This is a genomic window from Raineyella fluvialis, from assembly GCF_009646095.1.
Taxonomy (GTDB): domain Bacteria; phylum Actinomycetota; class Actinomycetes; order Propionibacteriales; family Propionibacteriaceae; genus Raineyella; species Raineyella fluvialis.
The window spans coordinates 374,347-388,862 of the sequence record NZ_CP045725.1 but is presented as its reverse complement, the minus strand read 5'-3'; the positions used below and the strand labels follow the sequence as shown (position 1 = coordinate 388,862).

Below are 14,516 nucleotides of genomic sequence, written 5' to 3'. Positions count from 1 at the left end.
CTTCACCTCGCCGATGTGTTCGATCGCCTTCGGGAGGAACAGGTCGGCGCGCAGGCTGTTGAACTCCAACCCCTGGGCGCCTGCCCCCTCGTCCGTATCGGCGTCGGCGGTTGGCGCGTGGTGGCCCTGGTCGACCAACCGGAACAGCACGCCGAGCGAGTCGTACAGGTGGGTGCCGGTGCGGGCGTGCGGGGAGCCGAGCTCAACCAGGGTGAGGTCGCGCAGCCGGTCCAGGCTGTAGCCGTCCTGGTACTCCGGTGCGCCGACCGGCAGCACGCCGAGCTCGGGGGAGGCCTCGGCGTACAACAGGAACAGGAGCCGGTAGATGAACCGCAGCGACTGGCGGGCCAGCGGCTGGGCCTGGTCGGCCGGCAGTGGGGCAGTCCCTTCGCCTTGCGGCGCTGCACGACGTCGTTGGCGATCAACTCGACCGACAGCCGCACGCCCTCGCGCAGGTCCTGGCTGACCCCGACGGTGTGCTTGATCGACTCCTCGAGGATCTTCGTCCACCAGATCGCGCCGTCGGCGTCCGGGGCCAACGAGTCGGCCGCCAGGCAGGTCAGGGCCTTGTCGATCTCACCGCCGCGCTTGGCGTCGTTGCGGTCGGCGACCGTCTGGAGGTCGACGGCCAGGTAGCGGCCCTCGGGCCAGCGGCTGCGCTCGGCGACGACCAGCCAGCGCCCGGCCATCACCAAGGCGAACTGGGGCCCGTCCTCGCGGACGAACAGGTGTGACAGGGTCCGCGACACCGAGGTCAGCTCGTCCTTCTCGCTGATCGGGAACGGGCACAGCAGGGTCTTCTGGTCCTTGGGCAGCAGCTCGTCGAGCGCATCAACGGGCTTGGCGCCGATGATCACGAACGGTGCGTCGGCCGTCACGCCAAGCGTGTTGTAGAAGCGGACCGGTCCTGACTGTTCGATGTGGAACTCGCCGGTGGCGTAGCCGAGGATCGTCCGCAGATCGCGGTAGAGATCGGTGATCCGCTGCGCGGTGGTCGCGGGGTCGGTGTTCCCGTCGGTGTAGAGCGCGGTGAGCGCGTCGAGAAGCTTGCTGCGGGAGGACGTGAACCTCGACCGTGGCGATCCGTCCGGACCGTCGAGTTCCTCCCACTCCTTGCGCCGGATCAGGACTTTCTGCTGGAAGCTCTCGCCCTTGGCTTCGGCGGTGAAGAAGTGCTCGGAGATCCAGTCCTCGACATCGACGATGGCATCGCTGGTCGCCATGGCTCAGGCCTCCGATCCGGTGAAGAGGGTGGGGCCAGTAGCCATGGGTGCCGCAGGGGGAGCGGCGACCGGATGGTCGGCGGGCAGGATCATCGCCAGCGGTCGCAGCAGTTGCCGGTCCGGGGCCATCGAGGCCAGCAGCTTCTTCTCCTCGGCCACGCCGATCCGGCGCTGCTTCACCTCGGAGCGCTTGATCAGCACGTCGGACTCGTACGCGTCCATCCAGGCATCGGTGCGCTGCACCCAGTCATCGACCCGCTGCTGGGTGCTGTCGGCCGCGGCCACGAAGACCTGCTCCAGGTACGCGTCTCCGTCGCGGACCGCAGCGGGCATCAACGCCTGCAGCTTGTCGATCCCGGCAGGCGCGCCCGGGTTACTGGCCGAGCCGGTCAGCCCCACCGCCTCGAGCATCTCCTGTGGGGTGCCGTACGGAGTGACGAAGCCGTGGGGGCTGTCCGGGTCATAGAACTCGACGGCCATGAACGAGGCCGCGACGACCTGGCCACGCCGGTTGGTGAGCGTGCCCAGCAGCAGGACCGTGGGGACATCGACGGTTCCGCGGAGCGCGAACACCTCGTTGCGCGACAGCGAGGCCAGCGCCTGGTCGGCGGCCCAGTCCAGCACCGGGTGCAGCGGCCCGAGGTAGTGGGCCTCCGGCCACGACGTATGCGAGCTGGTGTCGACGAGGGCCTCGGCGAGCACCTCCTGGCCGCGGGTGGGCGTGGTGACGAGCTTGAAGTCCTCGAGCACCTTGCGGTCGGAGAGGTAGGTGGCGGGCAGCACCTCGAGGCGCTGGCGCAGGTCGGCCGGGGGAGCGAACTCGGCGATCCGGTCCTGCGGGTATTCCTTCCAGCCCACCCCGTTGGCCTGGGGCCGGGCGGCCGGCGTACGGAACGCCTCCTGCAGGGCGTCGCGCAGGAAGTCGACCTGCTTGGTGTAGAGCAGGGTCCGCGGGTGGTTCGCGGCCGAGGCGGTGGGCTGGGCGGGTGCCTTGCTGAGCCGGGCGAGGAGCCCCGCCAGGCCGCCGCCGCTGGCCACCGTGGCCACGTCGGCGACGACCTCGTCGAGGTCCTGCTGGCCGGCGAGGACCTTGAGGATCTCCTCCTCCTCGGCCTCCACGGAGTACTTGCCCATCAGGGAGGCGGCATCGCCGAGCGCCTTGTGCGCCTGCTCCTCGCGCTCCAGCAGCTTGGTCAGCACGACCAGATCCCCGGAGAACGTCTGGGAGCTGGGCTGCAGCAGCAGGGTGGTGATCTGCGGGGAGACCTTCTGGCCGTAGCGGTCGATGCGGCCGTTGCGCTGCTCGAGGCGGATCAGGCTCCACGGGATGTCGTAGTGGATCAGTTCGTGGCACTGCTTGTGCAGGTTGACGCCCTCGGAGGCGACGTCGCCGGTGACCAGCACCCTGATCGGGGAGCCGGCTTGCTTGAACGACTCGACGACCTCCTGCTGGTCCACGTCGGTCAGGCCGCCGTGCAGCACCGTGACCTGGTCCTCGGCCATCCCGAACTCCTTGCGGAGTCGTTGTTGCAGCCAGTGCAGCGTGTCGACGCGCTCGGCGAAGACGACCGCGCGGGTGCTGGAGTCCTTGGCGACCCCGATTGCGCGGAGGTAGGAGACGAGACGGCCGTACTTGCCGCCCGCGGTCGCGTACGAGGCGTCGTTGAGCTTGTCGAGGCGGTGCAGGGCGTCAAGTTCGCGCTGCTGGTCCGGCGCGGGGTGGGCCTGGAGCGTGCGGATCCGGTTGTGGATGCTCGCGCGCAGGGCGGCGGGGGAGGACAGGAACGCCTTGGCCAGCGTCCAGGGGAACAGTTGGGTGACCTTGCCCGAGTAGGGCGAGGATCCCTGCGGGTGCAGCCAGACGCGGTCGAGCTCGTCGGCGACGGCGTCCTCCTGCGCGGAGGCGGGGATGAGGAGGTTCTGCGGCTCCTTGCGCTCGGCCCAGTCGGCACCGACGACGTTGGCGACCTCGGGGCTGTGCCGGTGGCGGCGTACGACAAGGCGTTTGACCTCGTCCTCGCGCAGTCGGCCGTCCGGGGTAACCGCGGTCGGCTCGAGCAGACGGATCAGCTCGGCGAACGACTCCTCGCGGCCGTTGTGCGGGGTCGCGGAGGCGAGGATGAGCGCGTCGGTGCTCGGGGCGAGGATGCGGGCCAGCCGGTTGTTCTGGGTCGCGGAGTTGGTGACGTTGTGCGACTCGTCGATGACGACGGCGTCCCAGCGGTGGCCGCGCAGGTCGTTGGCGAACCGGTCCTGCTTCAGCGTGTCGATCGAGATGATGACCCGCCGGTAGAAGGTGAACGGGTTGCGGGTGGCGGGGAGCTTCTGCTTCACCCGCTGCACGCCGACCGAGTCGAGCCGTACGAACGGCAGCGCGAAGCGGGTCCACATCTCGTGTTGCATCTGCTCCAGGACGTGGCGCGGGCAGACGATGAGGATCCGGTCGCCGCGGCCGCGGCGGACCAGCTCGGCCAGGATCATCCCGATCTCGAGCGTCTTACCCAGACCGACCGCGTCGGCGAGCAGGATGCGGGTGCGGAGGTTGTCGGGGGAGAGCGCCTTGCGCACCGCGGACTGCTGGTAGGCGAGCGGGTCGGCGAGCATCTGGGTGGAGACCACGAGCTTGTCGTCGCTGAGCGGGACCGGGGTCTTGCGCAGCGTGGCCTCGAGCCAGAGCTTGGTGCGGCGGTACCCGGGGGAGGCATCCGGGGTGAGCATCGCCTGCGCGGGGTCGAGGACTTGGATGTCGTCGAGCGAGTCGTAGAAGCTGGCCGTGGTGCCCTTCACCAACGCCCCGAGGCCCTGGACGTGCAGGAGCTGGCCGTCGTTGGTCACGTCGACGGAGGTGACCAGCCATTCCTCGTCGCGGACCACCACCGTGACGCCAGGGGCGATGGGTGGCCGAACGGGTGGGGCTGGGACGGGCACGACGCTCCTTTGACGATGGCGATATTCGCACCCTACCGAGCCTGGGTCCGGCCCGGGTCAGCCACTCGGATGATGCGGTTGGCCGAATGATTGACCCGGTGGCACTGAGAACTGTCAGCGTCATCTCCTAGACTCCTGAGAAAATCATGAGAACACGGGCGGGGTGCCAGATGGATCCGGTGGGAGTGCGTCGAGGACTGCAGGACGCATTGATGCGCAGTCTGGACAGCGAGGCGCACTTGGGGTCGGAAGCGCTGGTCCGCGAGCGTCGCGCTCTACTGCATGACGGAGCGGATCTCGTTCAGGAACTGCTGTTGGAACCGGTCCTGCCGTACGACAGCACCGCGCCCATCGGGCCGATTGCCCGAGCTACCGGCCTGACGGACCAGGAAACAGGGTTGCTTACTCGGGCACTGTTCAGCAGCCCGCCAGAAGGATTCAAGCTGCGCCAGCACCAAGCAGATTCCTGGCAGATCGCGGCAACCGACCGTGGACGCCACAACCCGATCGTCACCTCTGGCACGGGCTCCGGTAAGACTGAGGCTTTCCTGTTGCCCGTCTTGAGTCGCCTACTCCTCGAAGGCCGGACCTGGCAGCGGCCACATGGTGTCGAGCGGTGGTGGGAGGTCGAGCAGAGGCCGCGTTGGCGGCAATTGCGCCCGGAGAGCCCGGACAACGCCATGCGCACGATGATCCTCTACCCAATGAATGCCTTGGTCGAGGACCAGATCGTTCGCCTGCGGCGGGCATTACGAACGATCTGGGATCTCGGGGACCCGAGATCTGGTTCGGTCGCTACACATCAGCGACGCCGGGGAAGGGGAACATTCCGGGCAATCGTTCCATGGATTCTGTGTCGGAGGCTGCCGCGGAGCTGCGGCGTCAAGCGGCGGATTACCAGTTGTTCCGTAACCAGGGTGACGCTGCCTTCTTGGCACAGTTCGCCGATCCCGGGCGGGTCGAGATGTCGACCCGCTGGGACATGATCACGGCGCCGCCCGACATCCTCGTCACCAACTACTCCATGTTGCATGTGATGCTGATGCGTCAGCGCGAGGACGAACTCTTTGCGCGGACGAAGGCGTGGCTCAAGGCCGATCCGAGCCACGTGTTCACCCTGGTGGTGGATGAGCTGCACCTCTACCGTGGGACATCCGGCGCGGAGGTGGCCATGATCATCCGTGCCCTCGCGGATCGCCTGGGCCTGTCGGCGAGCTCATCGCAGTATCGGGTAATCGGCACCAGCGCATCCTTGGAGGCCGATCTCGCCGACCAGGAGGACGACGGGTCCGACAGCGACCATCTGACGTACCTCGAGCGGTTCTTCGGAGTGTCACGGGACTCGTTCACAATTGTCCCGGGGCTGCCGGCCCAGGTTTCCGCCGACCTCCCGCTGGACCCTGTAGCCGTCCGGCGCGATATCGAAGCGGGCCGAAAAGTGCGAGGAATCGACCGCGCTCTGGCAGCGGCCTGCACCTCTGGTCAAGCGCGCGCCACCCGTGTCGGCAAACTGGAGCAAGTCTTGTTCGGTTCAAGCGAACCCGAACTGATGCAGACCCTGCTCGAGCAGCTTGCCTCGGACCCCGGCGAGGACCAGATACCGTTCCGGGCACACCTGTTTGCCCGAACGTCGCGGGGAATCTGGGCCTGCTGTAATCCGTCGTGCAGCGAGATCGACGACGAGTTTCTCGCCGGCCGGCCCAAGATCGGCACGTTGTACGCGGAGCCGCGCTACTTCTGCCCCTGCGGGGGGCGCGTGTTCCAGGTCCTGCTCTGCCAGGAGTGCGGTGACGTCAGCCTAGGTGGCTACATCATGAAGAACGCGGACGGTCAGGGGTGGTTGCTCTCATCGACACCCCCGGAAAAGGCGCGCGAGGGTGGCTTCATCCGGGCCGAGAAGGCAGAGGACTACTGCTGGTTCCGCCCAGGCAGTGTGCTCACCGGCCAGTACTCCTCGAGGGACACCACGTGGTCCTTCATCGCCGGCAGTTACGACTCCAGAATGGGATTCGTTGCCCCAGGCCACGACTGGCCCTCGCCCGCCACCCTCGTGCACGCCAACACGAAGAATGGGCCGTGGAAGGGCACGGCCCTGCCGCCCAAGTGCCCGAACTGCGACCAGACCAGACGACAGGTCGACCTGGCCGGCGACGGTACGGTGTCCAGCCCGATCGAGCCTGCTGCCCAGGGCACGAAACGGACCGTTCAGTTGGCGGTGGAGCATGTCCTGCGAACCGTTGCCGTCGAACCGGACGACCCGGGCACGGTCGTCTTCGCTGACGACCGGGACAGTGCGGCTCGGACAGCGATGACGCTCAACCAGGACCACTACGACGACCTGATTCGCCAGCTCGTCCGAGAGGACCTGGTCACCGGCGCCAAGTCCGCCGACATCGATCTCCTGCGTGCGGGCGCCTACAAGGAATTGACAACCGAGGACCAGCTCCGTCGACTGGCTGAGCTCCGCACTGATCCGGACTTCGACAGGCTCTTCAAGGCCTATGCCCTGACCAGCATGGAAGTGGCTGGAGACCACGAACTGGCTATCATCAAGGAATGGGAGTCGGCAGGTGAAGGACTCGCCTGGGGACGACTGATCTCCAGCCTCGAGAAGCGGCTGGTTGGGCTCGGGGTGCCGCCGGGCGGCGTACGCCCGAGCATCACGACCCTCGCGGATGGCTCTACCTGGGAACGAGCCTACGATCCTCCGAGCAGCGACCTCTGGACGCCGCTACCGCCGACGACCGCGGCCGATCACCGTCGTCAGTTCCGGCGGACCCTGATCACCTCGATCATCGAGGCCTTGACCAGTACCGGCGGGCGCGACCTGGAGGAGACCGGAACCGCGGTCCTGCGCCTCGCGGACGAGACCGGTGTCGAGGAGAGCATCAGGCCTGTCGTGCGTTCGGTTCTCCGGCTCTATCTGGCCTCGGGCTACCTGTTGCCCGCGCAGGGCGCGGCCAAGACCGTCGACAAGCGTCCTCGGCCGGTCATCAACTACCTCACACGCGCGGCTGCGCGGCTGCGGATGAAACCCGACACGCTTACGGCTGCAGTCTTCACCGCGATGAAGCCGGTCATGGCCGAGGGGAGCCTTAATCTCGATGGCCTCGACGTGCCGCTCGCCGTAGAGCTCCCCACCGAACGCTGGATCTGCCGGACGTGTGGTCGTGCTCATGCGCATGAGTCCGGTGGGACGTGCATCCGAGAGAAATGCTCCGGCGTACTGGACCAGATCGCGTACGACCCGGCCACACCCGACGATTCTGACTACTACACCTGGCTTGCGCGGCAGCCCCCTCGGCGTCTGGTGGCGGCAGAACTGACCGGTCAGACCGATCGCCTGGAACAGCGTCGTCGGCAGCGACTCTTCCGTCGGGCGTTTCGTCCGGATGTGGAGAACCGCCTCACCAGCGCCATCGACGTACTCAGCGTCACCACGACGATGGAGGTGGGTGTCGACATCGGCACGCTGCGGGCGGTCGTGATGGGGAACATGCCCCCCCAGCGCTTCAACTATCAGCAGCGCGTCGGGCGAGCCGGACGCGGAAGGGGGCCGAGCAGCCGTTCTCGTATGCCGTCACGGTGTGTCGTGACCGCGGCCATGACGAGTTCTACTACGGCGATCCGGAGCGAATGACCGGCGACCCTGTGCCTGCGCCCTTCATCGACACCCCCCGCATGACGATCGTTCGCCGCGTCGTCGTTGCCGAGTTGCTCCGTCAGGCATTCGCCTCTCTGCCGCTCGAGGCCACCCAAGTGTCCGGGGCACCCTCGACGCATGGCCGATTCGGCTCGGTGAAGCAATGGCTGGGTCTCGACGAGTCCGGTGCCAAACCCAATGGCGAAGCGGTCCGGAAATGGCTCAGGGGGAGCCGCGAAGTTCTCCGCGTCGTGGAGCGCTTCATCAAATACACCGGACTGAGTCCCACGGATTCCGACGCCATGCGCAAGTGGTTGCAGAACCGGCTGGCGGATGAGATCGATCGGATCGCCAACGACCCGATCTACAACCAGGCGCTGCTCAGCGAGCGCCTTGCCAATGCTGGCCTGTTGCCGATGTTCGGCTTCCCGACCAAGGTCCGTACCCTCTACTTCGACCCGCCGCACGCGGACGGACCTCCCAAGGCTGTGGCGGACAGGGCTCTGGACCTCGCGGTCTCGATGTTCAGCCCGGGCAATGCGGTGATCAAGGACGGCTGGTCGTACCTCGCGGATGGCTTCGTTGCTCTCGATCCCTTGGCACCCGAGAGCCGCCCCAAGCGCCTTGGCAATCCGCTGGGGAGGCCGGTGGAGATCGAACGGTGCAAGTGTGGTTACGCCAGCCATGCCTCCACCGGCGGAGGCGCATGTCCGGTCTGTGGGGACCGCACGACACGGAGCTCGCTCTACCAGCCGAGCGGCTTTCGTGCCACGATGCGCGATGACCACGTCCGGCGCAACGCCGGCTCAGGAACAGGCGCCGCCGACCTGGCCTGGACCGACCTGGGGCGGCGTACCAACATGGTCGACGCGGTAAAGGTCTGGCAGCTGGAACAGGCCCAGTTGATCGTTGTCAACGACAACCGCGGCCGCGAGTTCGAGTTCGTGGATGACCACTTCGGTTCCGTGGGGGTCCATTCGGGAGGTGACGGAGTCCGCTCGCCTCGACGAGGTGTCATCGGCGACATCCGCACCACCGATGCGGTCATGCTGATGCTGGACAAAGTGCGGTTGCAGGGCGGAGTGGTGAACACCCACCCAGAGGAATGCCCGGCGGGCCGATCGGCCATGCAGTCGTTCGCCGAAGCCTTGAAGCTGGGCTGTCAGGCGGAGCTGGACGTTCAACCACAGGAGCTGTCAGGGGGTATCCAGTCGCGAGCGACGCTCAACGGGATGCGCACCGCAGCGGTCTATCTCGCCGACACTCTGGAAAACGGCGCAGGTTATGCCGTCGAGCTCGCCCAAGGCCCGATTCTGCGACGCGCCCTCTCGGTGATCGCGGACCGGCTCAGCTCGCAGTGGCAGGCCGATGATCACCGAGCCTGTGACTCATCTTGCGCTGACTGCCTGCGCTCCTGGGACAACCGATTCGTCCACGGGCTCTTGGATTGGCGTCTGGCCTTGGATGTTGCCGATCTTGCCCTCGGCCGCCGTCTGAACCTGGACCGATGGCTGGGCCTCGCGGCAGAGAGTGCAGCGCATTTCGTGAGGGTCTACGGGCACATTCTCGAGGAGGACAACCACCAGGTCGAGATCCTCGACGCAGGGGCACTGACGGCAGTCGTGGCCGGACGGCGGGCCGTACTTCTCGGCCACCCGTTGTGGTCTCGCAAGCACCGGCTCAACCGCCTCCAACTCGATACCGTCCGCGCACTTGAGCGGCGCGGACTGACCGTCTTCATGTCCGACGTACGGGAGAGCCGTAGAACGCCCGACATGATCTTCAGCTTGCTGGCACCGGCCGCCGCTGGGGGTCATCCAGGCATGCAGTCCCCTGTCGTCCTCCCGCCGGCTGCCGAGGCAGAGGGAATCGATCTCGACCCGGACTGGGCTGATCTGGAAGGCATCGTCGACGAGCGCATCCGTCCATTGGTTGTGCACCTGGCTCAACGCGACGTACCGATGCCGGAGGCAGGACTCGAGGTCGGCGACATGGCCTGGCCGGTCGACCTCGGCTGGCCGGACGCACGAGTGGCAGTCGTCCTCGAAGCCGACAGCGACCGGGACTTCTGGTGCAGCCAGAACAACTGGAGGATCGTCCGGGCACATCGAGTCAATGGTGATGACTCGGCTCTGGCCCACGAGGTAGAAGAGGTACTGCGATGAAAGGCGCCGGCGAATCGAGAGGTACGTGGGGCGTTCGGGACGACTGGCGTCCACTGAGCGAGCGGTGGGCAACGTACGCCGCTTGGAACCAAGCCATCGCCGATGTGATGTTCCCCGAGTTGGACGAACCTGCACCGGTCTACCTCGACTTCGAGGACGACAGGATGGAGGCGCTGGCGTCGGCTGCAGGGGTGGCGCCGGGTGAGGTGGAAGCGGAGCTTGCGGCCGCTGTCCTCGGCGTCCTGGACCTGACGGAAGGGCCTGCCGCCGTCTTGCGGACGATTCGATCACGCACCCGGAATTGGTACGGGCAAGGGGACTGGCAGAACCCACCGCCGATGCTCGCCTTCCTGAGCGTGCTCTGCATGGCAGCAGAGAAGATGGCGGGCAGCGACGAGTATGCCGCCAACAACTTCTATGGCCGCCTCACCAGTTTGCTTGGGCTTCCAGCCAAGTCGACGAAACTCGAGCAGGGGTACCGCGGAGACGGGAGCTACCTCTGGAACATGCTCAAGGCCTGGCTCCTGCACTGCGACGGACGTCGGGGACTGCCCACTGTCGAGGCGTCGACGCCGCGGTTCGTCGGCTACCCGATCACCCAGGCGATGATGCGGGCGGGCGACCGGGAGCGTCTGATCGACTTCTTCGAATCGGCTGGGCTCCCTCCTGGCTCGAACATTCCGCCCCAGCACCTGGAGGGGCTGTTCGACTCATGGATCGGGCAGAACCCGAGCCCTGCTTCGAAGAATCTCCAGCGGCTGTGGCAGAACCCCGGATCAGGACGACAACGCGTCCTGGACGCTGCTGCCGCGGCTCTCGGGACGTGGAACGGGCAGACGGCCCGTGCCACCGACGAGCACGGCGCGGGCGGTCGCCTGCGCTTGTCCCTGGCGCTGTCGTCATTCCCGAAGAAGCGGCTGGGAGTCGGAGTCCTGGCGTTCCTGCCGGATGCGACCAATGGTCGGGACGCAACCCTGGTCGCGGCTCAGGGCGAGGTGCCGGTTTCTCTGTCACCCAGCATTCCGGGAGCGTTGACTCTGGGCGAGAGCAGCGCTGTCAGTGCACAGTCGTTGCTGGAAGCGGACCTCGTCATCCGCGACGCTCATTCCGCACGGACTCTCACTCGTCACCCCCGCCGCCTCGTCCTGTTCCGACAGGACGAGATGACGGCACGCTGGACCGAGACAGAGCACGCCCTGCTCACTGAGGACCTGCGTTTGCTGTGCTTCGATGAACTCTTGCCCAGTGTCCGCCGAGTGCTCGATGAGGCCGCCCGCCCGGCTTGGCATGAGCAGCCCGACGTTCCCGGGCTCCCGGACAGCTGGACCCTCATCACTGACGTGCAGCTGTTCGATATCCCTCGCAGCGTGGCGCAGTCAGGAGTTAACGACTTGCAGGGGCTCGTCCCGGTGACAACGAGCCATCTGACTCTCGCAGGAGGCTTTCCGCTCCCTGGAGCTACGCGCGGCTCGTGGCACGTCGGCGAGCCGCCTGAAATCCGCGCCGTCAGTGACGCCCAAGGTGGGTTCGCGGTCCGACTTGAGGACATCACGGGGGATCTGGGTCTGGAGGATGACTCTGAGCTTCGGACGATCGACTCCTGGGGCGATGACGGGAACGGTGTCCTGATTGTCGACCTAGCGTCCGCCGAACTTGAACCGGGCGACTACCGGATCTCGATGTGGCCTGCCGGCAGCAAGGAGCCGGAGTCGACCTACCGCATCCGACTCGCGAGTGGTGACCAGCCTGACCTGCGTCAATGGGCTGTGAGCGATCCCGTCGAGCTTGATCCCACCCGAGGACTCGGCGTCATGGGGGTCGACCATGTGGCGCCGGAGTGCAATGTGCGCATTCATCCGGCGAGCGACGCCCTGCGCTCTGGCCCACTGCCGGCTTCCCCGAGTTGGAGCGAGAAGCATTCCGGAGCAGTGAGCCGTGAGCCCATACGCCTGACTGCCGTTAATCCTGACTCCTGCCTGTACACCGGCAAGCATCGGGTCACGGTTGACTACGTCCCACAAGACGCCAAGGGACGACCGCTGGTGGCCTGGACCACGGGACGGTGCGTGGGTTGTGGACTCACACGTCGGTACTCGACCAGTTACTGGTCGAACCGAGCTCGCTATGCCCGTGCCAAAGAAGCCGCCGAGCGTCCGCGTCACGACCTCAGGCAACTGCCTGTTCCTGACGCGCCGACCGACCTCTGCTGGGACCTGGCCCTGGACGGGCTCTTCTACACGGGTGGCGGCAGTTGGTCCCACTTCGAGCGCGTCGCCCGCCACATCCAGTCGAGTGGGCTAGTAGTCGACCAGTTCGCGCGCTTTCTTGAGGCACTAGGACACGTCAACATACGCCGCGACTCGCGTTCGCTGCGTCCGGTCGCTTGGGAGATCTGCCCGAGCACGTTGGTAAGAACTGCCCGAGGCTACTTCCTGAGCGGGTACTGGCCGGACTCGCTGACGAACAGCCAGGCGGATGTAGCTGGCACCAGAGCGGTCCTGGCACAGGAGGCCAATCCGGAGGGCCCCGAATCATGGTTCCTGCGTGGGGTCCCGGAGAACGTGCTCGACGAGGTCGTCGTTCTCGAAGACGGGTGGTCACACCTGGCGCTTCAGCTCCCGCCCATCAGCGCTGTGGTGGCGGAATTGCCGCGACAGACACTCGGTCTCGAAGGACAGCTCCGGTGGTTCGACCCGCGCGAGAGTCGCTGGCTCTCGGCGGGCGATGCCGGCGGGCGTGGCGCTTACCGCGTTTCCCGCTTCACGACCATCGATTTCCTGCGGACTGAAGAGGATGTCCGGAACGACACTGTGGCCCTGTCGACCGTTCAGCTATCGAAGCATGCAGCGCCCTTGGTCACGGGCAACCGGCCACTGTTGGCTTATGACCGTACGTCGGCCGAGTTGTCCGTGCCGCTCGGCGCGGAACTTCCTGGCTTGTACGGTCGCGCCGTGGTGATGGCCTCCGGTCTGCTGCCGTACAGGAGGGGGAGAAGTATGGTCTACCGCGATGTGCAAGTGGACCTTGCGGAGCATCTGGCATACCTGTTCACCCACTAGCGGAAGGCTCTGCTTCCGTCTTCGAGCGTGGGCGATAAATGCGGGAGTAGCGACGCACGTCCTCAGCCTGAAGGCGCTGTGCCCGGCCACCGCGGAATGGCGGACGTCCGGCCGACGAACGTCCGGCAAGGGCCATGTGAATGACTATGGTGTCAGACGTAGCTGCTCATCGAGCGGGTACCGCATGACCTTGTGAGGAGAGTCGATGACTGAAGTGCCTACATGGGAGCAGTTCATGGCACCGATCCTTCAGGAGCTCTCCGATGGAATCGTCCACAAGGCTCGGGACCTGCGGGAGGTCGTCGCCGATCGTCTCGGGCTGAGTGAACAAGCGCGTAAGGAGCTGATCCCTTCCGGACAGGCACGGTGGGAGAACCGCGCCAACTGGGCGCTTTCCTACTTGGGTCGTTTCGGAGCGGCCTACCGGCCCATCCGAGGCAGTTATCAGATTACTGACTCGGGGCGGGCGTTGTTGGAACAGCGTGCGACAGGCATCACCGTCCACGACCTCAAGACCCTGCTGCCCCCGACGATCACTGCGATCACCTCGGGGATGGAAGCGGTAGAGGACGTGTCAGAGGTGGACACGGAAGAGATCGACCCAGTAGAGCAGATCGAGAACGGCGTTGCCCGCCTCCAGGCGACTGTTGGCGCCGATCTGCTCGTGCGCCTCCACTCTCAGGATCCCGCCTTCTTCGAACAGGCGGTGCTCGACCTACTCATGGCCATGGGATACGGCGGCGCGGAGGGAAAGGCAACACGAACGCAGCTGTCGAACGACGGCGGGATCGACGGCATTGTTGACCAGGACGCCCTGGGGCTCAGCCGCATCTATGTTCAAGCGAAGCGCTACGCCCTGGATGCCAGCGTTGGGAGACCTGAGGTACAGGCCTTCGTCGGGGCGCTGCACGGCAATCAGGCCAACCAGGGCGTCTTCATCACTACGGGACGGTTCGCTTCGGGCGCACGTGCATATGCCGAGTCGGTGCCCACTCGTGTGATTCTTATCGATGGTCAGCGGCTCGCGTCGTTGATGGTGCGATATGGAGTCGGTGTCCAGGTCCGGCGGACCGTGCAGATCGTCGAAGTCGACGAGGACTTCTTCGAATAGGCCGCTCTTTGGTTGCGACCTCTTGGTTTGAAGGGAGGAGGGACAGTTGTCATCCGTTGCGTGGCTGGACACCTCTGCCGAGGAACAGCGTCGGGTCCGTGAGGTTATTGCGCTGTTCACGCAGAAAGACACGCTCGACGAACTCGGCATCGGGCAGATCCGCGACGTCTTCAGCGATGCGCTGTTCCCCGGTATCACTACGATCCAGACGCGTGCGAAGTACTTCCTGCTCGTGCCGTGGGCGTACGTCAAGGAGAGCAAGCCCGGACGGAGTGCAGCTGAGGTCAGGGCTCGCGTGCAGCAGTCGGAGCGAGCACTCGTCACCACGCTCACCAAGCTGCCGTATCAACCGGGGTCATTGGTGCCGTCGCCGGCGTCAAGGTGAAG

General features: G+C 66.1%; 8 protein-coding genes. 6 read left to right on the top strand and 2 right to left on the bottom strand.

The genetic code is table 11. The features are described from left to right. Nucleotides 1-2: 2 nt before the first annotated feature. The gene (locus Rai3103_RS17275; protein WP_228489077.1) at nucleotides 3-1,223 is read right to left on the bottom strand and encodes a hypothetical protein; all 1,221 of its coding nucleotides are present in this window, start codon (nucleotides 1,221-1,223) and stop codon (nucleotides 3-5) included. 3 nt (nucleotides 1,224-1,226) lie between these two features. Then, the gene (locus Rai3103_RS18655) at nucleotides 1,227-4,151 is read right to left on the bottom strand and encodes a helicase-related protein (protein ID WP_153571139.1); all 2,925 of its coding nucleotides are present in this window, start codon (nucleotides 4,149-4,151) and stop codon (nucleotides 1,227-1,229) included. A gap of 146 nt (nucleotides 4,152-4,297) precedes the next feature. Here Rai3103_RS18655 and Rai3103_RS18910 point away from each other — a divergent pair, with 146 nt between their 5' ends. The 6 genes from Rai3103_RS18910 (at nucleotide 4,298) to Rai3103_RS18340 (ending at nucleotide 14,514) form a co-directional block, all read left to right on the top strand. Further along, on the top strand, nucleotides 4,298-5,137 hold the full coding sequence (locus Rai3103_RS18910) for a DEAD/DEAH box helicase (RefSeq protein WP_153571138.1): 840 nt from the start codon (nucleotides 4,298-4,300) through the stop codon (nucleotides 5,135-5,137). Further along, nucleotides 5,116-7,791 carry a helicase-related protein gene (locus Rai3103_RS01725; protein WP_422396026.1) on the top strand — a complete coding sequence of 892 codons (2,676 nt, stop codon included), beginning with the start codon at nucleotides 5,116-5,118 and terminating at the stop codon, nucleotides 7,789-7,791. Before Rai3103_RS18910 ends, Rai3103_RS01725 begins: the two co-directional genes overlap by 22 nt. Next, on the top strand, nucleotides 7,737-9,959 hold the full coding sequence (locus Rai3103_RS01720; protein WP_153571136.1) for a Zn-binding domain-containing protein: 2,223 nt from the start codon (nucleotides 7,737-7,739) through the stop codon (nucleotides 9,957-9,959). Before Rai3103_RS01725 ends, Rai3103_RS01720 begins: the two co-directional genes overlap by 55 nt. Beyond that, nucleotides 9,956-13,018 carry a hypothetical protein gene (locus Rai3103_RS01715; protein WP_153571135.1) on the top strand — a complete coding sequence of 1,021 codons (3,063 nt, stop codon included), beginning with the start codon at nucleotides 9,956-9,958 and terminating at the stop codon, nucleotides 13,016-13,018. Before Rai3103_RS01720 ends, Rai3103_RS01715 begins: the two co-directional genes overlap by 4 nt. A gap of 205 nt (nucleotides 13,019-13,223) precedes the next feature. Continuing rightward, complete coding sequence (locus Rai3103_RS01710) at nucleotides 13,224-14,129, top strand: restriction endonuclease (RefSeq protein WP_153571134.1); 906 nt, start codon at nucleotides 13,224-13,226, stop codon at nucleotides 14,127-14,129. 46 nt (nucleotides 14,130-14,175) lie between these two features. Further along, nucleotides 14,176-14,514, top strand: a complete 339-nt coding sequence (locus Rai3103_RS18340; protein WP_153571133.1) for a DUF6361 family protein — start codon at nucleotides 14,176-14,178, stop codon at nucleotides 14,512-14,514. The last annotated feature ends 2 nt before the right edge of the window (nucleotides 14,515-14,516 follow it).

Bases quoted from the DNA above. Each gene is read 5' to 3' on its own strand.
- Rai3103_RS01725 (WP_422396026.1), top strand. From the start codon at position 5,116: ATGTCGACCCGCTGGGACATGATCACGGCGCCGCCCGACATCCTCGTC.
- Rai3103_RS17275 (WP_228489077.1), bottom strand. From the start codon at position 1,223: ATGGCGACCAGCGATGCCATCGTCGATGTCGAGGACTGGATCTCCGAG.
- Rai3103_RS18910 (WP_153571138.1), top strand. From the start codon at position 4,298: ATGAGAACACGGGCGGGGTGCCAGATGGATCCGGTGGGAGTGCGTCGA.
- Rai3103_RS01710 (WP_153571134.1), top strand. From the start codon at position 13,224: ATGACTGAAGTGCCTACATGGGAGCAGTTCATGGCACCGATCCTTCAG.
- Rai3103_RS01715 (WP_153571135.1), top strand. From the start codon at position 9,956: ATGAAAGGCGCCGGCGAATCGAGAGGTACGTGGGGCGTTCGGGACGAC.